At 61.2% G+C, this 23,717-nt stretch carries 19 protein-coding genes, 2 tRNA genes and 3 rRNA genes; 9 read left to right on the top strand and 15 right to left on the bottom strand.

Annotated features, from left to right (window positions below; genetic code table 11):
* The first annotated feature begins 76 nt into the window (after positions 1-76).
* Together R9B84_RS11625 and hemP are read left to right on the top strand one after the other, a co-directional pair.
* Positions 77-562, top strand: a complete 486-nt coding sequence (locus R9B84_RS11625) for an SRPBCC family protein (RefSeq protein WP_152865274.1) — start codon at positions 77-79, stop codon at positions 560-562.
* A gap of 138 nt (positions 563-700) precedes the next feature.
* Positions 701-946 carry a hemin uptake protein HemP gene (gene hemP, locus R9B84_RS11630; protein WP_423758076.1) on the top strand — a complete coding sequence of 82 codons (246 nt, stop codon included), beginning with the start codon at positions 701-703 and terminating at the stop codon, positions 944-946.
* Positions 947-1,259: 313 nt separating this feature from the next.
* Here hemP and R9B84_RS11635 read toward each other — a convergent pair whose 3' ends face one another.
* The 5 genes from R9B84_RS11635 to uvrB all read right to left on the bottom strand — a co-directional run bounded on the left by R9B84_RS11635 (position 1,260) and on the right by uvrB (position 6,812).
* The gene (locus tag R9B84_RS11635; RefSeq protein WP_423758077.1) at positions 1,260-2,657 is read right to left on the bottom strand and encodes a 4Fe-4S binding protein; all 1,398 of its coding nucleotides are present in this window, start codon (positions 2,655-2,657) and stop codon (positions 1,260-1,262) included.
* Positions 2,654-3,496: an FTR1 family iron permease gene (locus tag R9B84_RS11640; protein ID WP_423758078.1), complete on the bottom strand. Its 843-nt coding sequence runs from the start codon at positions 3,494-3,496 to the stop codon at positions 2,654-2,656. The genes R9B84_RS11635 and R9B84_RS11640 overlap by 4 nt, the downstream gene beginning before the upstream one ends.
* A 58-nt stretch (positions 3,497-3,554) precedes the next feature.
* The gene (locus R9B84_RS11645) at positions 3,555-3,887 is read right to left on the bottom strand and encodes a cupredoxin domain-containing protein (RefSeq protein ID WP_423758079.1); all 333 of its coding nucleotides are present in this window, start codon (positions 3,885-3,887) and stop codon (positions 3,555-3,557) included.
* A 55-nt stretch (positions 3,888-3,942) separates the two neighbouring features.
* Positions 3,943-4,494 (bottom strand): iron transporter, encoded by a 552-nt coding sequence (locus tag R9B84_RS11650; protein ID WP_072445376.1) that lies wholly within the window; start codon positions 4,492-4,494, stop codon positions 3,943-3,945.
* Positions 4,495-4,721: 227 nt separating this feature from the next.
* A complete protein-coding gene (uvrB, locus tag R9B84_RS11655; RefSeq protein ID WP_423758080.1) occupies positions 4,722-6,812 on the bottom strand; it encodes an excinuclease ABC subunit UvrB in 2,091 nt (696 codons plus the stop codon).
* Between the two features lie 251 nt (positions 6,813-7,063).
* On the opposite strand from uvrB, the gene R9B84_RS11660 reads away from it, so the two are divergent.
* Complete coding sequence (locus R9B84_RS11660; protein WP_423758081.1) at positions 7,064-8,263, top strand: amino acid aminotransferase; 1,200 nt, start codon at positions 7,064-7,066, stop codon at positions 8,261-8,263.
* A 120-nt stretch (positions 8,264-8,383) separates the two neighbouring features.
* On the opposite strand, the gene R9B84_RS11665 is transcribed toward R9B84_RS11660, so the two are convergent.
* Positions 8,384-9,172: a 3-hydroxybutyrate dehydrogenase gene (locus tag R9B84_RS11665; protein WP_423758082.1), complete on the bottom strand. Its 789-nt coding sequence runs from the start codon at positions 9,170-9,172 to the stop codon at positions 8,384-8,386.
* 164 nt (positions 9,173-9,336) lie between these two features.
* Here R9B84_RS11665 and R9B84_RS11670 point away from each other — a divergent pair, with 164 nt between their 5' ends.
* The gene (locus tag R9B84_RS11670; RefSeq protein ID WP_423758083.1) at positions 9,337-10,308 is read left to right on the top strand and encodes a potassium channel beta subunit family protein; all 972 of its coding nucleotides are present in this window, start codon (positions 9,337-9,339) and stop codon (positions 10,306-10,308) included.
* Between the two features lie 111 nt (positions 10,309-10,419).
* Entirely contained in the window at positions 10,420-11,265 is an 846-nt protein-coding gene (locus R9B84_RS11675; protein WP_047898583.1) for a 23S rRNA (adenine(2030)-N(6))-methyltransferase RlmJ, read from the top strand.
* 15 nt (positions 11,266-11,280) lie between these two features.
* Here R9B84_RS11675 and R9B84_RS11680 read toward each other — a convergent pair whose 3' ends face one another.
* From R9B84_RS11680 to R9B84_RS11715, 8 genes are all read right to left on the bottom strand, one after another.
* Entirely contained in the window at positions 11,281-11,649 is a 369-nt protein-coding gene (locus R9B84_RS11680) for a hypothetical protein (protein ID WP_096471366.1), read from the bottom strand.
* A gap of 113 nt (positions 11,650-11,762) precedes the next feature.
* Positions 11,763-11,909 carry a DUF3563 family protein gene (locus tag R9B84_RS11685; protein WP_080970925.1) on the bottom strand — a complete coding sequence of 49 codons (147 nt, stop codon included), beginning with the start codon at positions 11,907-11,909 and terminating at the stop codon, positions 11,763-11,765.
* A 216-nt stretch (positions 11,910-12,125) separates the two neighbouring features.
* The gene (gene cueR, locus R9B84_RS11690) at positions 12,126-12,530 is read right to left on the bottom strand and encodes a Cu(I)-responsive transcriptional regulator (protein WP_114177558.1); all 405 of its coding nucleotides are present in this window, start codon (positions 12,528-12,530) and stop codon (positions 12,126-12,128) included.
* A 250-nt stretch (positions 12,531-12,780) separates the two neighbouring features.
* Positions 12,781-12,893: ribosomal RNA gene (gene rrf / locus R9B84_RS11695) — 5S ribosomal RNA — on the bottom strand.
* A gap of 182 nt (positions 12,894-13,075) precedes the next feature.
* A 23S ribosomal RNA gene (locus R9B84_RS11700) occupies positions 13,076-15,957 on the bottom strand.
* A 290-nt stretch (positions 15,958-16,247) separates the two neighbouring features.
* Positions 16,248-16,323, bottom strand: a tRNA-Ala gene (locus R9B84_RS11705).
* A gap of 87 nt (positions 16,324-16,410) precedes the next feature.
* Positions 16,411-16,487: transfer RNA gene (locus R9B84_RS11710), tRNA-Ile, on the bottom strand.
* Positions 16,488-16,550: 63 nt separating this feature from the next.
* A 16S ribosomal RNA gene (locus tag R9B84_RS11715) occupies positions 16,551-18,083 on the bottom strand.
* Together the 16S, 23S and 5S rRNA genes with 2 tRNA genes alongside form the textbook arrangement of a ribosomal RNA operon.
* A 569-nt stretch (positions 18,084-18,652) precedes the next feature.
* On the opposite strand from R9B84_RS11715, the gene R9B84_RS11720 reads away from it, so the two are divergent.
* The 4 genes from R9B84_RS11720 (at position 18,653) to R9B84_RS11735 (ending at position 22,458) form a co-directional block, all read left to right on the top strand.
* Positions 18,653-19,870, top strand: coding sequence for a DUF2863 family protein (locus R9B84_RS11720; RefSeq protein WP_096471368.1), 1,218 nt, complete (start codon positions 18,653-18,655; stop codon positions 19,868-19,870).
* 212 nt (positions 19,871-20,082) lie between these two features.
* Positions 20,083-20,916 carry a LuxR C-terminal-related transcriptional regulator gene (locus R9B84_RS11725; protein ID WP_423758084.1) on the top strand — a complete coding sequence of 278 codons (834 nt, stop codon included), beginning with the start codon at positions 20,083-20,085 and terminating at the stop codon, positions 20,914-20,916.
* A 74-nt stretch (positions 20,917-20,990) separates the two neighbouring features.
* Entirely contained in the window at positions 20,991-21,665 is a 675-nt protein-coding gene (locus R9B84_RS11730) for an energy-coupling factor ABC transporter permease (RefSeq protein WP_423758085.1), read from the top strand.
* Positions 21,666-21,804: 139 nt separating this feature from the next.
* Positions 21,805-22,458 carry a BspC domain-containing protein gene (locus tag R9B84_RS11735; RefSeq protein ID WP_423758086.1) on the top strand — a complete coding sequence of 218 codons (654 nt, stop codon included), beginning with the start codon at positions 21,805-21,807 and terminating at the stop codon, positions 22,456-22,458.
* An 82-nt stretch (positions 22,459-22,540) separates the two neighbouring features.
* On the opposite strand, the gene R9B84_RS11740 is transcribed toward R9B84_RS11735, so the two are convergent.
* Positions 22,541-23,695 (bottom strand): M14 family metallopeptidase, encoded by a 1,155-nt coding sequence (locus R9B84_RS11740; protein WP_423758087.1) that lies wholly within the window; start codon positions 23,693-23,695, stop codon positions 22,541-22,543.
* Positions 23,696-23,717 lie beyond the last annotated feature (22 nt).

A 23,717-nucleotide genomic window follows, 5' to 3' on the forward strand; every position in this document is an offset into this window, starting at 1 on the left:
CGCGAAGCGGATGGTTTTGCGTCACAATAACTTCTTGAACCATGTGGCCGCCCACCACCAGAAGGAATCCGTCCCCTTGAACTTCGAACACCTGATCCAGATCAACTCCGACGATCCGGCCGTACCGGCCCTCACCCGCGACCAGCTCTGGGAAGGCCTCGTGCTGCGTGCCGAACAGCCGCAACTGTTCGTGCTCGGCCTCGATAGCTGCGTCGTCCACGAACGGACAGAAACGACGCTCGAACGTGAGCTGCACTACGGCCACGCGACCGTACGCGACCACGTCACGTTCACGCCGAACCAGCAGGTCCGCTACGACATCCGTGCGGCCGATGGCGAGATCGGCGGGTCGCTGACGATGACGATCGAGGAACGCGACGACGACCACCAGTTGTTCCTGCGTTTCGAATACCGCACGACGCTGACCGTCACTGACGACAGCGAAGATGCCCGGCAGACGCACGGGATCGTCAAGGAAGCGTATCGCACGTCGGATATCGACACGGTCCGCCTGATCCGCGAATACGCGCAGGGCCGCAAGGATCCCGATCCGTTGCACTGAATCCGGCGGCGGCCTGCGGACCGCCCCTTTGATTCAAGCTATCAAGTCTGCCGCTTCGATCGATAAAGAGTTTTTGCGAATGGGAATGGTTATCATTTAGAATTCATTCCATCGTATCGACAGTCACCGATCAACCGAATGACCGACACCATGCGCCCGACCACGCTGACCTTGCGCCACGCAACTGGCACCACAGGCAGCAGCCGTCAGAAGACGGCAGCGGTCACGACGCCGGCGAAGCCCGCCGGCAACCGCGATGCAGGCACGCGGGTCGTCAACAGCGATGCGCTGCTGCAAGGCCAGAGCCACATCAGCATCGCGCATAACGGAGAGACCTATCAGTTGCGCGCCACACGGCTCGGCAAACTGATCCTGACGAAGTAACGACAGAGTATTGTGGGGACCACCTCCCTGAGAGGTGTTGGGCATTAGCCAGCGTAACGGCTTGCACGCGAGATCTAGACCCCTTCGTGCAAACACACTCAAGCAGCCGTTGCAGCAAGCCAAGCCACTTTTTTGGTTCTCGCACAAGGAAGAAAAAAAGCGACACGTCGAAGGACGTGTCGCTTTTTTGTTTGGGCGGCCAATGCGCGACGCATGCCGCCCGTGTTCGTTGTCGCGCAATGCTTGCCGGAAGCTGAACCCTGCTTGTTTCCTCCCGGCTTCGCCCCGCAGCCGAAGCCGCACACAAGCCGCGTCAGAAGCCCCAGAACATCAACCACCACGCGCTGTCGACGACCGCAAGGCCGACGGCGAACCACGCGAATGCCACGAGCCGGCGCGGCCAGGCCGCATAGCGCCCGGTCACTTTCCACGCGAGCCACGCACTCCATGCGTTGGCGCCAACCAGGATCGCGATGCGTACGTCGGTCGCCCAGCCGAGCGGCACATGCTCGGCGCGCAGCAACGACAGCGTCGTCGCCGACAGGCCGAGGAACACGCCCGCCCCCGCGATCGGGATCAGCGCCTGCGCGAGATGATGCAGCCGCACGCGATCGAAGCGGCCGAGCATCAGCGTGGCGCCGGCCAGCAATACCAGCAGCGCCGTGCCGTACACGAGCCCCGTGCCGACGATGTAGCTGACGATCAACCCGCCGTCGAGCCAGGAGAACACGTCGTTGCGATCCGGATAATGCGTGAGCAGGAACCACGGTGCATTGGTCTCGAGCGGCCACGTAATGTCGCGATCGATCAGCCAGCCCGCGAGCCACTGCTTGATCTGCACGAACCACGGGCTGACGGTCCAGTGGAACGCGCCGATCGCGACGCCGAGCAGGCCGTACAGGATCAGCGCGGTATCCCACGGGCTCGCCTGCTGCGCGCCGAGGTTCACGACTTCGTCGGACGGCGAGCGCAACGACAGCGAGATCGCGTCGCGATGCCCGCTGCAGCGGCCGCACATATGGCACGAGGCTGCGCCCTTCATGCTGCGCAACGGCACAAGCGGCGCGCAGTTGATCGGAATCACGCGATGGCCGTGCTCGCCGTTCTTGTACGAACGGCGCCACGCATCCTCGTCGACCTTGTAGCGCATCGGCGCGAGCCGCGCGAGCAGCCCGAACACGCCGTTGACCGGGCACAGGTACTTGCACCACACGCGCTTCTCGCGGCCGTACAGCACGCCGATCACGATCGCGCCGACGGTCGAGCCGCCGAGCACGAACAGCACCGCGAGCGGGTACTGGTACACGCTCACCATCTGCCCGTAGATCGTCGTGATCCCGAATGCGACGAACGGCCAGCCGCCCCACCGGATCCAGCGCGGAATCGGGCCGCCGCGGCCGAACTTGCTCGCATATTCGGTGAGCGCGCCTTCCGGGCACAACACGCCGCACCAGACGCGGCCGAGCATCACCATCGACAGCAGCACGAACGGCCACCAGATGCCCCAGAACGCGAATTGCGCGATCAGCGTGAGGTTGCTCCACAGATGCGCGGAATCGTCCGGCAGCGGCAACACCGCGGGCACGATGATCAGGAACGCGTAGACGGCGACGACGATCCACTGGATGCCGCGGATCAGCGCACCGTGGCGCTGCATCCACTGGCCGGCCTGCGCGAGCCAGCCCGGCTTGGCTGCGGCGACAACGCTCATGCCGCGCGGCCTGCGGCAACGACCGGACGACGGCTCGCGCGCTTCATCAGCAGCCACACGACCGCCCAGTACACCGCATAGGCGACCAGGTTGGTCAGTGCCGGGTGCGCGCGATAGCCGGTCAGTGTCGCGACGAGCGAGCCGAACGTGCCCGAATCATCGAGGATCGCGGACGTGTCCCACACCTGCGAAATGCCGAGCGGCAGGATTTCCTTGTCGATCAGCTTGTCGACGCCGGTCTGGAACAGGCCCGCGCCGAGGAACAGCAGCATCACTTCGGTGACGCGGAAGAAATGCCGCCACGAGAAGTATTTGCCGCCGAGCTGCAGCAGATAGAACGTGAGGAACGCGAGACCGAGGCCGATCACGACCGCGAGCATCTGGTTGCCGTCGACGTGGCCCGACTGGCCGAAACCGAGACCGTACAGGAAGATCACCGTCTCGCTGCCTTCGCGCGCGATCGCGAGCGCGACCAGCACGGCGACGCCCCACCAGTTCGAATCGCGCGTGCTCTGCTGCAGCGATTGCTCCATGTCGCGCTTCAGCGTGCGGCCGTGCCGGCGCATCCACAGCACCATCTGCACGATCAGCACGCATGCGATCAGTACCATGGCGGTCTGGAAGTAGTCCTGCGCGTCGCCGGACAGCACTTCGGTGAAACCGACCAGCGCGGCACCGAGGCCGACCGCCATCAGCAAGCCGACACCGACGCCGGCCCAGAGAAAAGGCAGGCCGCGGCGCGCGTCGTCGTCGCCGTTTTTCAGCCATGCATAGAGAATGCCGACGACGAGCAGCGCTTCGACGCTCTCCCGCCAGACGATGAACAAGATCTGACCCATCGATACCTCCTGACGCGCGGAGCAACGGACAGGTGTGCCCGCGCGCAGATAAAACGCGTTACTTCGCGACGATCACGCCCTGCGCCTGCTGGTGGAAATCGTCGAAAAACTTGTATTCGCCCGGCGACAGCGGAGCGACGACCACGAACGAATCGGCGCCCGGCGCGAGCACCTTCTCCTTGCGCAGTTGCACGCTCTCGAATTCGGCGGCGCCCTTGCCGGTGTTCTTGATCTCGATCTTGAAACGCTGGCCGGCCGGCACTTCGATGCGTGCGGGATTCAGCTTGCCGTCCGCCATCTCGAGCTTGAACGTCGGCAGATCGGCAGCGTACGCGGCGCCGGCAAGCCACAATGCAGCGGCTGCGGCAACGATTTTCTGGGGAATGTTCATTCTGGGTTCTCTACGACGACGGCGCGCCGAGGCGCGCCGTTCGTGATGCCACCGATCAGTAACCGCCCTTCTTGCCGATACCGGCGAACGGGAAGTCGTACTCGAGCGTAACGGGCTTGAACCATGCGCCCACGCCCGTTTCCTTGTCGACGTGACGGCCGAATGCCATGTGGCCCGACTGCATCGGCGGCTTGACGACCATCGTCAGGTGGTACTTGCCCGGGCCGTTCAGCTTCACGTTGTCGCCGTAGTGCGGACCGTCGCTCGCCACCATGCCCATCAGGTCGCCCTCGGACTTCCACTTCGTGTCGCCCTGCTTCGTCAGCTTGTACGTGACCTGCAGGTACGGCATCCAGTCGCCTTCCGCGAAACCCGTCGGGTTGTTCTTGACCGCATGGATGTCGGCTTCGAGGTGGATGTCGGAATCCGACGCCTTGCGCATCATCCCTTCCGGGTCCATCGTGATCGGCTGCAGGTAAACCGCGCCGATTTCCATGCCGCCCTGGATCTGCTGCTTGCCGATCGGATATTCGGCAGCCGAGGCCGACATCGCGGCAAGTGCCGCCGCTACCGCAACCGTCGTGCGGATGAACGAAGAACCCAACATGGACACTCCTTGTTATTTGTCTGACTATCTTGACGACATGCGGGCCGCCGCCGGGGCGGCTCGCTGAAAACACTAACGCAATGAAGAACGTTAATGCGAACTATTCTCAATAATTGCGGAGTTTAGCACCGAACCTGTTTCGGAACAAACCGGATACCGTGTAAAACCCTGATCCGACAAGGCTTACAGACCCGTTACTGACAGGTTTTGGTGACGTTTGGAAAGATTTACCGGCCGCCGGCGATGTGGTCGCCGACGTTCGCGCCGAACACGCGCTCGCGCAACAGCGCAAGCTGGTCGCGCGTCGCGGCGGCCTTCTCGAACTCGAGGTTCTTCGCGTAATCGGCCATCTGCTTCTCGAGGCGCTTGATTTCCTTCGCGAGCTGCTTTTCCGACATGTCCTCGAATTTCGCGCGCTGTTGCGCTTCCTTCAGCTCCGCGCGCGCCTCGTCCGCGTTGTAGACGCCGTCGATGATGTCCTTGATGCGTTTCACGACGCCGCGCGGCGTAATGCCCATTTTCTCGTTGTGTGCGATCTGCTTCGCGCGGCGGCGCTCGGTCTCGCCGATCGCGCGTTTCATCGACTCGGTCATCGTGTCGGCATAGAGAATCGCCTTGCCGTTCACGTTCCGCGCGGCGCGGCCGATCGTCTGGATCAGCGAGCGTTCGGCACGCAGGAAGCCTTCCTTGTCCGCATCGAGGATCGCGACGAGCGACACTTCGGGAATGTCGAGGCCCTCGCGCAGCAGGTTGATCCCGACCAGCACGTCGAACGTGCCGAGCCGCAGGTCGCGGATGATCTCGACTCGCTCGACCGTGTCGATGTCGCTGTGCAGGTAACGCACCTTGACGCCATGGTCGGCCAGAAACTCGGTGAGTTGCTCGGCCATGCGCTTCGTCAGTACGGTGATCAACACGCGCTCGCCGGCCTTCACGCGGGCGTTGATCTCGGTCAGCACGTCGTCGACCTGCGAGCTCGCCGGCCGCACTTCGATTTCCGGATCGACGAGCCCCGTCGGCCGCACGACCTGTTCGGCGATCTGCCCCGTCACGCGTTTCTCGTAGTCGGCCGGCGTGGCCGAAACGAACACCACCTGGCGCATCTTGCGTTCGAACTCGGGGAACTTGAGCGGCCGGTTGTCGAGCGCCGACGGCAGGCGAAACCCGTAATTGACGAGGTTTTCCTTGCGCGCGCGGTCGCCGTTGTACATGCCGTTCAACTGGCCGATCAGCACGTGCGATTCGTCGAGCAGCATCAGCGCATCGGGCGGCAGATAGTCGACGAGCGTCGGCGGCGGATCTCCAGGCTCGGCACCCGAGAAATGCCGCGAGTAGTTCTCGATGCCCTTGCAGAAGCCGAGCTCCTGCAGCATCTCGAGATCGAAGCGCGTGCGCTGCTCGAGGCGCTGCGCCTCGACGAGTTTGCCGTCGCGATGGAAGAACTCCAGGCGTTCGCGCAATTCGTCCTTGATCGTCTCGACCGCGCGCATCACGGTGTCGCGTGGCGTCACGTAGTGCGACGACGGATACACGGTGAAGCGCGGAATCTTCTGCCTCACGCGACCTGTCAGCGGGTCGAACAGGTGCAGCGTCTCGACCTCGTCGTCGAACAGCTCGACGCGCACGGCCATTTCCGCGTGTTCGGCCGGGAAGATGTCGATCGTGTCGCCGCGCACGCGGAACGTGCCGCGCTGGAAATCCTGCTCGTTGCGCGTGTATTGCATCGCGATCAGCCGCGCGATCACGTCGCGCTGGCCGAGCTTGTCGCCGGTGCGCAGCGTCAGGATCATCTGATGGTATTCGGACGGGTTGCCGATACCGTAGATCGCCGACACCGTCGCGACGATCACCACGTCGCGGCGCTCCATCAGGCTCTTCGTCGCCGACAGCCGCATCTGCTCGATGTGCTCGTTGATCGACGAGTCCTTCTCGATGAACAGGTCGCGCTGCGGCACGTAGGCCTCAGGCTGGTAGTAGTCGTAGTACGAGACGAAGTACTCGACCGCGTTGCGCGGGAAGAACTCGCGGAACTCGGCATAGAGCTGGGCCGCGAGCGTCTTGTTCGGCGCGAACACGATCGCCGGGCGGCCGAGCCGCGCGATCGTGTTCGCCATCGTGAAGGTCTTGCCCGAACCCGTCACACCGAGCAGCGTCTGGAAAGCAAGGCCGTCGCCGATGCCTTCGACGAGCGTCTCGATCGCGGTCGGCTGGTCGCCTGCGGGCGGATACGGTTGATACAGCTGGAACGGCGACCCATCGAAGGTGACGAATTTGGATTCGTCGAGCGCGTCGCCGGCTTCGGCATGATGTTCGGACATGGAATGCGGCTGGAGCGAGGGCAAAGAAAGCATTCTAGCGCTTCGCGGCCGCGCGAACTGCTGTCGGCTCCTGACGCGCGACGGCCGCCCGAAATCGCGATTCGCCGCCGAATCGCCCGCCCCCGCCAGCGCGAATTCGCTACAATATCAGGCTGCTGCGCTTTCCGGCGTCGCGCCCGTTGGCGCGCGGTTTGCTGCGCTCGCCCCGCCGGCTGAAAGCCTGACCCTCTTTTCACTACTGCCGAATCATCATGTCGCTCTTCTCCGCTGTCCAGCTTGCTCCCCGCGACCCGATCCTGGGCCTGAACGAAGCCTTCAACGCCGATGCGCGTCCGAACAAGGTCAACCTCGGCGTTGGCGTGTACACGAACGAAGAAGGCAAGATTCCGCTGCTGCGCGCGGTTCGCGAAGCGGAGAAGGTGCGTGTCGAAGCTGGCCTGCCGCGCGGCTACCTGCCGATCGACGGGATCGCCGCCTACGATGCGGCCGTGCAGAAGCTGCTGCTCGGCAACGATTCGCCGCTGATCGCAGCGGGCCGCGTGGTCACGGCCCAGGCACTGGGTGGCACGGGCGCACTGAAGATCGGCGCCGATTTCCTGCGCACCGTGAACCCGAACGTGAAGGTCGCGATCAGCGATCCGAGCTGGGAAAACCACCGCGCGCTGTTCGAAGCGGCCGGCTTCGAAGTCGTCGCGTACCCGTACTACGACGCCGCCACCAACGGCGTGAACTTCGAAGGCATGCTGTCGGCGCTGAACGGCTACGCTGCGGGCACGGTCGTCGTGCTGCACGCGTGCTGCCACAACCCGACCGGCGTGGACCTGACCGAAGCGCAATGGCAACAAGTCGTCGACGTCGTGAAGGCGCGCAACCTCGTGCCGTTCCTCGACATGGCGTACCAGGGCTTCGGCGAGAACATCGAGGCCGATGCGGCCGCCGTGCGTCTGTTTGCCGCGGCCGACCTGAACGCGTTCGTGTCGTCGTCGTTCTCGAAGTCGTTCTCGCTGTACGGCGAGCGCGTCGGCGCGCTGTCGATCATCACGTCGAGCAAGGAAGAAGCCACGCGCGTGCTGTCGCAACTGAAGCGCGTGATCCGCACGAACTACTCGAACCCGCCGACCCATGGCGGCGCGGTGGTCGCAGCGGTGCTCGCATCGCCGGAACTGCACGCTTCGTGGGTGCAGGAACTCGGCGAAATGCGCGATCGCATCCGCGCGATGCGCAACGGTCTCGTCGAGCGTTTGAAGGCAAGCGGCGTCGATCGCGACTTCAGCTTCATCAACGCGCAGCGCGGGATGTTCTCGTATTCGGGCCTGACCTCGGCGCAAGTCGATCGCCTGCGCGACGAGTTCGGCATCTATGCGGTCGGCACGGGCCGGATCTGCGTCGCAGCGCTAAACACGCGCAACCTCGACGTGGTCGCCAATGCAGTCGCAGCCGTGCTGAAGTAACCCGGCGCCAGCGGGCGGCAGCCGTCACCGGCCCCGCCCTGCCGAAATGAAAAACGCGCTCCCCGGAGCGCGTTTTTTTGTGCTGTTCGTCGGGGGGCGGCTACGCCGCCCGCGCCCGCGTTACTGCATGAACCAGCCGTGGCTGACGACGAACGACTGGCCCGTCAGCGCAGCGCTCGGGAACGCCGACAGGAACAGCACCGTCTGCGCGACGTCCTGCACCGTCGTGAACACGCCGTCGACCGTGTTGCCGAGCATCACCTTCTTCACCACTTCCTCTTCGCTGATCCCGAGCTCCTTCGCCTGCTCCGGAATCTGCTTGTCGACCAGCGGCGTGCGCACGAAGCCCGGACACACGACGTGCGAGCGCACGTTGTGCTTCGCGCCTTCCTTCGCGAGCACGCGTGCGAGGCCGAGCAGCCCGTGCTTGGCCGTCACGTACGCGGACTTCAGCGGCGACGCTTCGTGCGAGTGCACCGAACCCATGTAGATCACGACGCCGCCGCGATCGTCCTTGTACATGTGCTTGAGCGCGGCCTTCGTCGTCAGGAACGCGCCGTCGACGTGGATCGCCTGCATCTTCTTCCAGTCGGAGAACGCGTAGTTCTCGATCGGGTTGACGATCTGGATGCCCGCGTTCGACACGAGGATGTCGACCGAGCCGAACGTTTCGGCGACCTTGTCGATGCCGCTGTTCACGGCTTCCTCGTTCGTCACGTCCATCGCGACGCCGATCGCCTTGCCGCCTGCCTTGTTGATCTCGTCGGCGACCGCATTTGCGCCGTCCTGGTTCAGGTCGGCGATCGCGACGGCCGCGCCCGCTTTCGCGAGCTCGAGTGCGATTTCCTTGCCGATGCCGCTCGCGGCGCCCGTGACGACTGCGGTCTTGCCGCTCAGATCTGCTGCCATGTCCGTCTCCTCCCGTTATCGGATCGATAAACCACACGCCCGCCGCATCCGCTTTCATCGCGCAACCGTACCGGCGGGCCAGCCGTCATTGTGCACGATCGGCCCCGCCGTTCGCGCGCAAAACGTCTAAGCTTAAGGTCGGTTCTGTCACGCAGGAGATTCACATGCACTATCGACGGCTAGGCCGTTCCGGCCTGCAGATCAGCGCGCTCTCGCTCGGCTCGTGGGTCACGTACGGCAACCAGGTCGACCAGCGGGTCGCGCGCGAATGCCTCGCCGCGGCACGCGACGCGGGTGTCAATTTCTTCGACAACGCCGAGGTGTATGCCGGCGGCAAATCCGAGGAAATCATGGGCCAGGCGCTCAAGTCGCTCGACTGGCCGCGCATCAGCTATATCGTCTCCACGAAGTTCTTCTGGGGGCTCGCGGAAGCACCGAACCAGTATCACACGCTGAACCGGAAATACCTGCTGAACGCGATCGACGGCTCGCTGCGCCGGCTGCAACTCGACTATGTCGACCTCGTCTATTGCCATCGCCCCGATCCGAACACACCGATCGAGGAAACCGTCTGGGCGATGAGCGACATGATCGTGCGCGGCAAGGCGCTGTACTGGGGCACGTCGGAATGGAGCGCCGACGAGATCCGCGCCGCGTGCGAGATCGCCGAACGGCATCACCTGCACAAGCCGGTCGTCGAGCAACCCCAGTACAACCTGTTCCACCGCACGCGGGTCGAACAGGAATATGCGCGGCTCTACGAAGACTACGGCCTTGGTCTCACGACCTGGAGCCCGCTGGCCTCCGGCCTGCTCACCGGCAAGTACCGCAACGGCGTGCCGCCCGGCAGCCGCGCGCAATTGCAGGGTTACGACTGGATGCGCGACCGGTTGACCGATCAGGTCAGCAACGAAATCGTCGAACGGCTCGGCGTGATCGCGGCCGACCTCGGCTGCAGCACCGGCCAGCTCGCAATCGCGTGGGTGCTCGCGAATCCGCGCGTGAGTTCGGTTATCACCGGCGCATCGCGGGTCGAGCAGATCGGCGACAACATGCGCGCGCTCGACGTCGCCGCGAAACTGACGCCGGATGTGAAGCAACGTATCGAGGAGGTGGTCGGCAACGCATACGAATAAGGCGACTCACGGCCACTCGCGTACAATACGCGGCCGCATCGGCGCCCGGCCTGACAACCGCGCCCGATCGACCGCTTTCATCGATTCACCTTCTGTTTCAGGCAGCCCGCCATGCTCAGTTATCGTCACGGTTTTCACGCAGGCAACCACGCGGACGTGCTCAAGCACGCCGTCGTCGTCCAACTGCTGCGCTACCTGAACAAGAAAGACAAGTCGTACTGGTACATCGACACGCATGCCGGTGCCGGCGTGTATTCGCTGCGCGACGGCTACGCGGCAAAGACGGCGGAATTCGACACCGGCATCGGCCGGCTGTGGAACGACAAGAACCTGCCGGAAGCGCTGGGCGATTATGTGGACGAAGTACGCGCGCTGAACGACGACGGCGAACTGCGCTTCTATCCTGGTTCCCCGTATATCGCATGGCGATCGATGCGCGAGCAGGACCGCATGCGCCTGTTCGAAATGCACACGACGGAAATCGACGTGCTGCGCCACAACTTCCGCGACGCAGGGCGACGCGCGATGATCTTCGCCGGCGACGGCTTCGAAGGCATCAAGGCGCTGCTGCCGCCGCCACCGCGACGCGCACTCGTGCTGATCGACCCGTCCTACGAGGACAAGAAGGATTACGCGCGTACGGTAAGCTGCGTGACGGAATGCCTGAAGCGTTTCGCGACGGGCTGCTACGCGATCTGGTATCCGCAGGTCACGCGGACGGAATCGCAGCGCTTTCCCGAGCAGTTGAAGCGCCTGCAACCGAACAACTGGCTCCACCTGACGCTGACGGTATCGAATCCGCCTGCCGATGGACTGGGCCTCTACGGCAGCGGGATGTTCATCCTGAATCCGCCGTATACGCTTGCGCAGAGCATGAACGAGGCACTGCCCTATCTGGTCGAGATGCTGGGACAGGACAGCGGCGCCCGTTGTCAGATCGAGCAGCGCGGAAACTGATCGGCCGACCGGCCGTTACGGCTGCGGCCTCGGTGCGAGTCTCGGCTGGTTGGCCGGCGGCGCGCCCCAGCCGGGCACATTGATATAGGGCGCGACGAACAGCGGAACCGACGTGTTCGGCGCTTGCCCGGCCGGAGCCCGCATGCCTGCCGGCTCGACGATCGGCTCGGAAGACAAAGGTGCTGTCTGCAGCACCAACCCGCCCTTGCCGTCCTGGATACCGCGTTGCGTATCGAGGATCAACGGTTTGGACGAAGTCGCGGCGCCGGCCGCGAGGCCATGGACAAGCACGGCCGCGCCCAGAGCGAGACGCGCGCAGGTACTGCGACGCACATCGAGACGCAAACGCATGATCGTGTCCTTCACGATGAAAAGCAGGCCCATACCATAGCGCCGCACCGACGATTTCGCCAGATCCGGCGCACAAAAAAACAAAGCCCCGTCAATACGGGGCTTGCTTATCGTTCGGTGCCACACGGCACCTGACGGTGACTCGATTACAGCGAGTAGCCGTTGGTTTCGAGCGAGCGGATACGGCGCTCGAGCTGGACGATGTCCGACGACGTGGCGAGGTAAGCCTCACGGCGCTCACGTTCTGCGGATTCGAACCAGTTGCTCAGCTTTTCGACGATGTAGGCGATCATGATGTTCTCCAAGGAAGGGGGACCCCTGGCGAATCGAGATTCAGGGATTTCCCGTATAGGGTATTCCCGAATTATAACGACGCCGCACCAAGATGCTAGTGAAATACTTGCATGGAAGCCATTCCAATTCGGAATGGATGCCCGCCAACTGAACGCAACCCATTGATTTTTATAGAGGTTGAATCAGGCGCTCATTTCGAGCCTTGAGTGCACGCACTAATCTGGTTCACTGACGGGGTCGGCCAGGCGCGCCAAAATCGGGCATTCGGGTCGTCCATCACCATGGCAGTGCGCGGCCAGGTCGGCCAGCGTATCGCGCATGTCGCTTAGCTCCGCGATGCGCTTGTCGAGTTCGGCCACGTGCTCGAGGGCAATCGACTTCACCTCGGCGCTGGCGCGGGAGCGGTCTTGCCAGAGCATCAGCAGCTTGCGGATGTCTTCGACGAGAAAGCCGAGCCGTCGCGCCTGACGGATGAAGCGCAGGATGTGGATTTCGTCCGCGCCGTAGATCCGGTAGCCGGCGTCGGTTCGCTTGCTCGGCGCAAGAAGGCCGACCTGCTCGTAGTACCGGATCATTTTTGCGCTGACTCCGGATTCGCGCGACGCATCGCCGATATTCATTCCCCGCCCTCTCCATCAAGCCCCGGTTTCGAACATGAACGTCGACAAACGCAATCGCCGACGACAATTCGATCGTATCAAATCACGCGGTTTCGTTCCGTGGCGGGCTCGGGTAGAGGGATGGAAGACGGCTGATCAGGTGTGTGTTGGTGAGAAATGGAGCGCACTGCCCCTTGCCCAGCCAACCTGCATGTTGTCCGCACCAATGCAAAAACCCCCGCCTTTCGGGCGGGGGTTCCTGGCTTAGGGAGCCTGACGATTACCTACTTTCACACGGGAATCCGCACTATCATCGGCGTAGAGTCGTTTCACGGTCCTGTTCGGGATGGGAAGGGGTGGGACCGACTCGCTATGGTCATCAGGCAAAGAGGGTTGTCGCGCTGCTTCGCAACGCGACCAATCGGGAAGAAGCAGTAATTTTGGGTTGTGAGCTGTATCTCACACGTACGCGGTTGCTCAACCGTCGTACGTCGAGTGCCTCGCACTCGACGCTCGATATCCGTAAAGCGCTGAAGCGCTAACGGCTATCGAGACAGACTTGTTATAGGATCAAGCCTTACGGGCAATTAGTATCAGTTAGCTGAACGCATTACTGCGCTTACACACCTGACCTATCAACGTCCTGGTCTCGAACGACCCTTCAAGGGGATCTAGTCCCCAGGGATATCTCATCTTAAGGCGAGTTTCCCGCTTAGATGCTTTCAGCGGTTATCTCTTCCGAACATAGCTACCCGGCGATGCCACTGGCGTGACAACCGGTACACCAGAGGTTCGTCCACTCCGGTCCTCTCGTACTAGGAGCAGCCCCCTTCAAATATCCAACGCCCACGGCAGATAGGGACCAAACTGTCTCACGACGTTTTAAACCCAGCTCACGTACCTCTTTAAATGGCGAACAGCCATACCCTTGGGACCGGCTACAGCCCCAGGATGAGATGAGCCGACATCGAGGTGCCAAACACCGCCGTCGATATGAACTCTTGGGCGGTATCAGCCTGTTATCCCCAGAGTACCTTTTATCCGTTGAGCGATGGCCCTTCCATACAGAACCACCGGATCACTATGACCTGCTTTCGCACCTGCTCGACTTGTCGGTCTCGCAGTTAAGCACGCTTATGCCATTGCACTATCAGCACGATTTCCGACCGTACCTAGCGTACCTTCGTACTCCTCCGTTACGCTTTGGGAGGAGACCGCCCCAGTCAAACTGCCTACCATGCACTGTCCCCGACCCGGATCACGGGCCAAGGTTAGAACCTCAAACAAACCAGGGTGGTATTTCAAGGACGGCTCCACCGAAACTAGCGTTCCGGTTTCATAGCCTCCCACCTATCCTACACAGATCGGTTCAAAGTCCAATGCAAAGCTACAGTAAAGGTTCATGGGGTCTTTCCGTCTAGCCGCGGGTAGATTGCATCATCACAAACACTTCAACTTCGCTGAGTCTCGGGAGGAGACAGTGTGGCCATCGTTACGCCATTCGTGCAGGTCGGAACTTACCCGACAAGGAATTTCGCTACCTTAGGACCGTTATAGTTACGGCCGCCGTTTACCGGGACTTCAATCAAGAGCTTGCACCCCATCATTTAATCTTCCGGCACCGGGCAGGCGTCACACCCTATACGTCCACTTTCGTGTTTGCAGAGTGCTGTGTTTTTATTAAACAGTCGCAGCCACCAGTTTATTGCAACCCCTTCACCCTTTGCCCGCAGGGGCATCAAGCTACAAGGGCGTACCTTATCCCGAAGTTACGGTACCAATTTGCCGAGTTCCTTCTCCCGAGTTCTCTCAAGCGCCTTAGAATACTCATCTCGCCCACCTGTGTCGGTTTGCGGTACGGTCATCGTTAGACTGAAGCTTAGAGGCTTTTCTTGGAACCACTTCCAATTGCTTCGCTCCCTAAGGAGCTCGCGCCACACCCTTGAATTCCGCGCCCGGATTTGCCTAAGCGCCTTCTCCAATGCAGCGACCGGGACTTCCAACACCCGGACAACCTTCCGCGATCCGTCCCCCCATCGCATCTAACAATGGTGCAGGAATATTGACCTGCTTCCCATCAGCTACGCATTTCTGCCTCGCCTTAGGGGCCGACTCACCCTACGCCGATGAACGTTGCGTAGGAAACCTTGGGCTTACGGCGAGGGGGCCTTTCACCCCCTTTATCGCTACTCATGTCAGCATTCGCACTTCCGATACCTCCAGCACGCTTTTCAACGCACCTTCGCAGGCTTACGGAACGCTCTCCTACCATGCGTGCAAAGCACGCATCCGCAGCTTCGGTATATAGCTTAGCCCCGTTACATCTTCCGCGCAGGACGACTCGATCAGTGAGCTATTACGCTTTCTTTAAAGGGTGGCTGCTTCTAAGCCAACCTCCTGACTGTTTTAGCCTTCCCACTTCGTTTCCCACTTAGCTATATTTGGGGACCTTAGCTGGCGGTCTGGGTTGTTTCCCTCTTGACACCGGACGTTAGCACCCGATGTCTGTCTCCCGTGATTGCACTCTTCGGTATTCGGAGTTTGCTATGGCGGGGTAATCCGCAATGGACCCCCCAACCATGACAGTGCTCTACCCCCGAAGGTGAGACACGAGGCACTACCTAAATAGTTTTCGGAGAGAACCAGCTATTTCCAAGTTTGTTTAGCCTTTCACCCCTATCCACAGCTCATCCCCTAACTTTTCAACGTTAGTGGGTTCGGACCTCCAGTACGTGTTACCGCACCTTCATCCTGGCCATGGATAGATCACTTGGTTTCGGGTCTACGCCCAGCAACTGAACGCCCTATTCGGACTCGCTTTCGCTACGCCTGCCCTATACGGTTAAGCTTGCTACTGAACGTAAGTCGCTGACCCATTATACAAAAGGTACGCCGTCACCCCTTACGAGGCTCCGACTGTTTGTATGCATGCGGTTTCAGGATCTATTTCACTCCCCTCCCGGGGTTCTTTTCGCCTTTCCCTCACGGTACTGGTTCACTATCGGTCGATCACGAGTATTTAGCCTTGGAGGATGGTCCCCCCATCTTCAGACAGGATTTCACGTGTCCCGCCCTACTTGTCGCACACCTAGTTCTTTCATACTGTTTTCGCCTACAGGGCTATCACCTGCTATGGCCGCACTTTCCAGAGCGTTCGGCTAACAATACAAATAAAGAGTGCAAGGCTCATCCCATTTCGCTCGCCACTACTTTGGGAATCTCGGTTGATTTCTTTTCCTGCGGTTACTTAGATGTTTCAGTTCACCGCGTTCGCTTCACTAGACCTATGTATTCAGTCTAGGATGACCCAAAAGGGCCGGGTTTCCCCATTCGGACATCTACGGATCAAAGCTCGTTTGCCAGCTCCCCGTAGCTTTTCGCAGGCTACCGCGTCCTTCATCGCCTGTGATCGCCAAGGCATCCACCACATGCACTTGTTCGCTTGACCCTATAACGAGTCTGTCTCTCCGACAGCCGTTACAGGTTGAGTTTTCGCGTTGTGCCGTATTCCAATTGAGTCAAACTTAGAGTTCGAATCATCTTGAGATACATCGATACAATCACAACCCGGATAACTTCCACGTCCATCTCGAGACGCTTCCGCTATCCAAATTACTTACTTCTTCCAGATTGTTAAAGAACGACAGCCGATACAACCTACGTATCACTCTGACTGGCTCAATCGCCAATGCAAAATTCTCGGTTCAGTGTCTGAACCAAGCCCTTAGCGTTGGTGATTGGTGGAGGCAGACGGGATCGAACCGACGACCCCCTGCTTGCAAAGCAGGTGCTCTCCCAGCTGAGCTATGCCCCCATGTACAGAATATCCTCAGGTGTTAGCCGGTCGGCTTGAGGTACTCATCAGCGCTGAAGCGCTAACGATCACCGACACGTCAGACAATGGTGGGTCTGGTTGGATTCGAACCAACGACCCCCGCCTTATCAAGACGGTGCTCTAACCGACTGAGCTACAGACCCCTGAGTCTGTCTTTAATTTACAGCCGATAAGCGTGAGCGCTCAACTTTGCGAGATAGCTCTGGAAAGGAGGTGATCCAGCCGCACCTTCCGATACGGCTACCTTGTTACGACTTCACCCCAGTCATGAATCCTACCGTGGTGACCGTCCTCCTTGCGGTTAGACTAGCCACTTCTGGTAAAACCCACTCCCATGGTGTGACGGGCGGTGTGTACAAGACCCGGGAACGTATTCACCGCGGCATGCTGATCCGCGATTACTAGCGATTCCAGCTTCATGCACTCGAGTTGCAGAGTGCAATCCGGACTACGATCGGTTTTCTGGGATTAGCTCCCCCTCGCGGGTTGGCAACCCTCTGTTCCGACCATTGTATGACGTGTGAAGCCCTACCCATAAGGGCCATGAGGACTTGACGTCATCCCCACCTTCCTCCGGTTTGTCACCGGCAGTCTCCTTAGAGTGCTCTTGCGTAGCAACTAAGGACAAGGGTTGCGCTCGTTGCGGGACTTAACCCAACATCTCACGACACGAGCTGACGACAGCCATGCAGCACCTGTGTATCGGTTCTCTTTCGAGCACTCCCACCTCTCAGCAGGATTCCGACCATGTCAAGGGTAGGTAAGGTTTTTCGCGTTGCATCGAATTAATCCACATCATCCACCGCTTGTGCGGGTCCCCGTCAATTCCTTTGAGTTTTAATCTTGCGACCGTACTCCCCAGGCGGTCAACTTCACGCGTTAGCTACGTTACTAAGGAAATGAATCCCCAACAACTAGTTGACATCGTTTAGGGCGTGGACTACCAGGGTATCTAATCCTGTTTGCTCCCCACGCTTTCGTGCATGAGCGTCAGTATTGGCCCAGGGGGCTGCCTTCGCCATCGGTATTCCTCCACATCTCTACGCATTTCACTGCTACACGTGGAATTCTACCCCCCTCTGCCATACTCTAGCCTGCCAGTCACCAATGCAGTTCCCAGGTTGAGCCCGGGGATTTCACATCGGTCTTAGCAAACCGCCTGCGCACGCTTTACGCCCAGTAATTCCGATTAACGCTCGCACCCTACGTATTACCGCGGCTGCTGGCACGTAGTTAGCCGGTGCTTATTCTTCCGGTACCGTCATCCCCCGGCTGTATTAGAACCAAGGATTTCTTTCCGGACAAAAGTGCTTTACAACCCGAAGGCCTTCTTCACACACGCGGCATTGCTGGATCAGGCTTTCGCCCATTGTCCAAAATTCCCCACTGCTGCCTCCCGTAGGAGTCTGGGCCGTGTCTCAGTCCCAGTGTGGCTGGTCGTCCTCTCAGACCAGCTACTGATCGTCGCCTTGGTAGGCCTTTACCCCACCAACTAGCTAATCAGCCATCGGCCAACCCTATAGCGCGAGGCCCGAAGGTCCCCCGCTTTCATCCGTAGATCGTATGCGGTATTAATCCGGCTTTCGCCGGGCTATCCCCCACTACAGGACATGTTCCGATGTATTACTCACCCGTTCGCCACTCGCCACCAGGTGCAAGCACCCGTGCTGCCGTTCGACTTGCATGTGTAAGGCATGCCGCCAGCGTTCAATCTGAGCCAGGATCAAACTCTTCAGTTTAAACCTGTTACTGTTTTCGGTTCGGTTAAGAACCGGTCGCTCACTCAAAGCTGACAGGAATATGAATTGCTTCATAAACCTGACTTACTTTAGTGTGAGACTCTTGATACTTTCGCTATCTGATCCGAGGATCAGCTCGCTGCCATCAAGCGCCCACACTTATCGGCTGTTAATTTTTAAAGAGCATTTCTGCGAGAAACCTGAAGTTTCTCAGCAGCGCTGCGTTTTCAGCAGCAGAGAAGCGAGATTATGAACCGTGTTTCGCAGATCGTCAACAACTTTTTAACCACTTCGTTGCGACTGCGGGGTTCTTCTTCCTTCGCCTGCCGTGCGCGGCAACCTGCTGCACACCACCGACTTCGCTTCCCCTCTCCCGCGCTGCGTTTCCGTTAGCGCGAAAGAGGCGTGATTCTATGCAGCCCGCAGCAATCGCGCAAGGGGTTCGAAGAAACTTTTTTGCAAGAGCCGCAATTCAGACGTCCGGCCATGCCAGGGCACAAGACCGCTTATGGTGCAAAGAACGGACTAGAATGTGAGGTTCTTCGCCTCTTTCTATATACGTCTTTAATATGCGCCAGCGAATCGCCAAACGCCTCCCCCCCGATGCCGACAAACTGGTTGGTCTGTCGCTTGCGCTCTTCGCCTCGGGTAGCCGCATCGAGGATCGCTTCTGGGAAGCGAAGCTCGACGCGCTGCTCGCCAAGATTGTCCGCAACGGCAACCAGACCACGCTCGACGCAGCGCTCGACCATCTGCAACAGAATCATCCCGACGCCTACGGCGCGCTCGCCGACATGGCCGAGACCCACAGCGAGTCGATGGTGATCGAGCACGACGGCCAGCCATACGATGCGCTGCTGGTTGCCGTCCCGGTTCTCGCATGGACGCGCTACATGATTCCGTCAGGCCCGCTCAAGGGCGACGTTGCCGACGCACTGCGAACGCACCTGCAGGCTCATGTCCTTGCGAACGGCACGCTCGTCGGGCTCGCACCGTTCCTCTACAGCATCGACCAGTTGCCGCGGCATCACGTCGAGACCTACCGCCTTGCCCAGCAGCTCGCACATGCGGCGATCGGTCAGCACACGCCCAAGCTCAGCTTCGGCGATCTGCCCGAAACCTCGCCGATCCTGGCCGACCCGCGCTTCCTGCTCGCCGTCGTCGCCGCGCCCGCCGGCGCACCGCTGTTCCGCTGGCAGGAAGAAGAAAGCGGCAGCCGGATCGAGCGCGGTCAGTGCCTCGAACAGTGGACGGCTCAGGGCGGCCCGAATCTGTCGATCGCACTGCCCGGATGCGAGTTCGAGTGCCTGCTTCCGGACGCGTACTACTCGGCCTGCCGCGATGCGGACGAGCGCGTGCGTCCACACACGGTGCGAACCGCCATTCGTTATCTTTTCGACACACTTGGTACGGCACCGCAGGAGCTGCGCGCGGTGGTCGCCGGCTTCGGCGAACGCCGTATCGACGAGTACCGTGTCGGCTTCACGCGGCGTGCGAGCAACGACGTGATCTATGGCGTCGTGTGGCCACTTTACGGCCGTGAAAACGGCGACGTGTCGATCGACAGCGCGACGCTCGAAGGCGAGGCGCCGATCGAAGGGCCGCTCGAGGAAATCGTGAGCCTGCTGAAGGAATGCGGCGTAACCGACGTCCGCCGGCACGCGGGCCGCTTCGAACCCGAATACTGCGATGACTGCGGCGTGCCACTCTACGCAGATCCGCTCGGCGAAATCGTCCATGCGGAAATGCCGGAAGACGCATCGCCTGCCCAGCCGCACTTCCACTGACCTCTCGCAGCAGGCCCGAACGGCCTGCCCGCCCGAAGCCGCTCCCGGTTCCCGCCGGAGCGGCTTTTTTCTTGCCCGATATTCCGTCGCCGAAAATTTCGGACTTTTCCTAAGCCTTTCAGCCAAGCAGACATCGTGTAAGGTCTTTGTCATTATCGGGGCCAACGCATGCCCGACAGCAGATCAATGACTCACCCTTATGGAGGTTGAATATGCGGTTCCTGGTGCTCAATTCAGACGCCGAACGGCGTGACGGACTGAAGGCCCTGTTGCGGCAGATCGACCGCCACGCCAGCATCAACGATGCGCCCGACGGCTTCCAGGCGCGCCGACTGCTGCGCACCCAGCGTTTCGACCTCGTCGCGATCGACTGGCTGGACGTTGGCCGGCTGAGCGAACTGCAGGCACTCTGCAGCGCCTGCTCGCCGACGCCCGCGGCCGTGCTGATCGACGAAGCCTCGCCGGAATCCATCCAGCGCTTCTTCAACTACGGCGTCGCAGGCGTGATCCCGCATTCCACGCGGCCGCACTTGATCGTGCGTGCGCTCGAGATGGTGCTGCTGGGCGGACACTACATCCCGCCGATCGCCCTCCGCCTGTTCCCCTCCGCGGCCGCGGCGCGCCACGAGGCCCATTTCCAGACGCTCGCCGGATCGCTGCCCCGCCGCCCGCCGAGCGGCCTGTTATCGCCGAGGCAAGCGCAGATCATGCGCTTCGTCCACATGGGCAGCACGAACAAGATGATTGCCCGTACGCTCGGCATCAGCGAGGGCACCGTGAAAATTCACCTCGCCAGCATCTTCCAGCAGCTGGGCGCCGTCAACCGCGCCGCCGCGGTCGCGATCTACAACGGCTGGCTGTCACCGCACCTCGAAGTGCTGCTGGCGAACCGCAACCGTACGCGCAAGCCTGCCGTCGGCGAACGCGGCCCGGCTCCACTGCGCACGCAACGGAACGATCATCCGTACCCGTTGCCGGCCGCGGCCGGCACGCAGGACTTGCCACTCGCCGCCGAACCGCGTGCACGGTTCCGGCGCGAGCGCTAGCAGACAGTCTCGATATTGCGACGGTCGACATGTGCGGATTCCCACCTTTGATGCTCAACGAGTAATATGAACGCATGGGTTTTCTTTTCACACCGCTTCCGCTCTGGGTTGGCATCGGTGGCTGGATCGCCGCCGTGGCCCTGCTCGCGCTCGCGCTCTGGAATCGTCCCTTCGTGCGCCTCCAGGACGCCACACTCCAGCACGTGTGGCTCGCGCTCGTCACCGCAATCGCGGTCCTCTGGGCGTCGAATGCGTGGCTCGATGATGGCATCGTCATGCATCTGCTTGGCGCAACGCTGCTCGTCACGCTGTTCGACTGGACGCTCGCGCTGATTGCGATGGGCGTCGTCACGGCGGTTGCCGCGATCATCTTCGACGCGCCGTGGCAGGGCATCGGCCTGACCTATCTGATCTACGGTGCGCTGCCTGTCGCCGTGTCGGCGTTGCTGCAGCGCGCCGCGCTCGCATGGCTGCCGCACAACCTCGCGTCGTTCATCACCGGCCAGGGATTCCTGTCGCCGGCCATTGCGATCATCGCGGTCGCCGCTGCCGCCGCCGGCGTCCAGCTCGCCCTCGCGGATGGCGTGCCAGTCGTGGTTCCTGCCGGCTATCTGTTGAACACTGCGCTGCTCGCACTCGGCGAAGCGTGGTTCACCGGCATGGCGACGGCACTTATCGCCGTCTATCGCCCTGCGTGGGTCACGACCTTCGACGTCCGGCGCTATCGCCTAGGCGGCCCGCGCGCCTGAAATTCATTCGGATCGGGACATCGTCAGTACGTGCCGGCGGCATCTTCCGCAGCGCGGGAGAATAGGCCGTCTACTGTCGCACAACTTTTTTACGCTAAGATTGAACTCCTGTTCTTCATCGGGCATCTATACGTGCCCGATGTCTCCTTCGCTCCTCACCAATAACCAGATGGACAGCTCACCTGCCTCGCTCCGGATTCTCCGGGCGCTCGGCAAGCTGGCAGCCTGTGTCGCGGGCCTGTCGCTTGCGCTTCCGACACCGGTATTCGCCGACCTGCTCGACCAGCGCTCCGAACTGATCAACAAATTCGTCAACGAAATGCATGCCGATCCGCTCGCGGCCGATTGTGCGGCGCACGGCAGCTTCATCGCCAGCACATCGTCGGCCTTCGACCGCGTCGACTTCGCGCCGAACACATTCGACAGCGGCAATGCGACGATCACGCCGTGGAACGACTCGTTCGACCAGGGCAAGCAGCGCGTGAAGGTCGACAACATCGTCACGGTCGACGGACTCGGCGTCCACAGCGACGGCACCGACCCGACACCGCTGAAATTCCGTTGCGGCTATGTCGGCCAGCAAATGCTCGCGTTCAGCTGGAACGACCCCGTTCCGCCGCTGAAGCCGCGCGTCGAGCGCTCCACGTCGTCGACGAAGAAGTTCAAGGGCAAATCGCACCGGGGCAAGGCAAAGGCGAAGGCATCGGGCCGCACCGGCAAGAAGGCCGTCGCAACGAAGAAATCAGGCGGCCAGACGAAAGCCGTGAAGAAGAAAACCGCGAAGAAGTCCTGATACGACGCAGCGGCAACGACAGAAGCAAAAAAGCCGGAGCATCCTGAGATGCCCCGGCTTTTTTCATGCGACGACGATACGCTTACGCGAACGTATCGATGTGTACCAGGATCGCGGCCAGCATCGCTGCACCGAGCGCCGCACTGCGTTCGCCGTTCCAGCCGACACGCTCGTCGGGCAGGTTCGCGTTGTCCTTGAACGGCATCTCGAGCGTCAGCGACAGGCAGCCGAACTGGTGGCCGATGTACTTCGACGCGAGCTTGAGCGCGTCCTCCTTGTACTTGCTCGCCGCATAGCCATGCTCGGTCTGGAAGTCCGGGCTCGCGACCTTGAACGCGTCGATGAACGCGGTCTGCTCCTTGCCCTGCTCCTCGGTAAAGCTCGGCAGCATTTCCGAACCGGCAACGAACACGTACGGCAGATCCTCGTCGCCGTGAATGTCGAAGAACATGTCGCAACCGATCGCGTGGATCGCATCGCGCACGGCCAGCACCTCGGGGCTACGCTCGGCATCGGGCGTCATCCATTCGCGGTTCAGGTTCGCCCCTGCCGCATTGGTGCGCAGGTTGCCGTGCACGCTGCCGTCCGGGTTCATGTTCGGGACGATGTAGAACGTCGCGCGATCGTAGAGCTTGCGCGCGACCGGATCGCCGGCCCAGTCGCCCCATCCGGCCAGCCGCTTGACGAGGCCTTCGACGAACCACTCTGCCATCGTCTCGCCCGGATGCTGGCGCGCGATGATCCACACCTTCTTCTTCGGCGCGCCGTCGGTTTCCGGCGTGCCGAGCGTCAGCAGCGACATCGGGCGGCCTTCGACCGTGCGCCCGAGCTCGACGACGCTCGCCTGCGGCAACTGCTGGACCGCGCCGAGAAATGCGGCGTGGCGCTCCTCCGAGTACGGTTCGAAATACGCGTAGTAGATGCTGTCGAACTCCGGCGTATGGTCGATGGTCATCGTCTTGCCGTCGAACGTCGTCGGCACGCGGAACCAGTCGACCCGGTCGTAGCTCGCCACCGCGCTGTAATTGCGCCAGCCGGACGGATATGCGCATTCGGCCGCGTTCTCGAACGTCATCACGCACCGCTCGCCGCGCGCGCCCGTCAAGCGGTAGTAAAACCACTGCGCGAATTCCGAGCGGCTGTCGCCGCGCACGCGCAGCCGAATCGCATCGGGGCTGTCGCGCGACACGACGTCGATTGCGCCTGCGTCGAAATTGCTGGTGATCGAAAGGGTCATCTGTCTCTCCTCTGTCTGCCGG

It is taken from the genome of Burkholderia sp. NLJ2 (genome assembly GCF_049487195.1).
GTDB lineage: Bacteria > Pseudomonadota > Gammaproteobacteria > Burkholderiales > Burkholderiaceae > Burkholderia > Burkholderia pyrrocinia.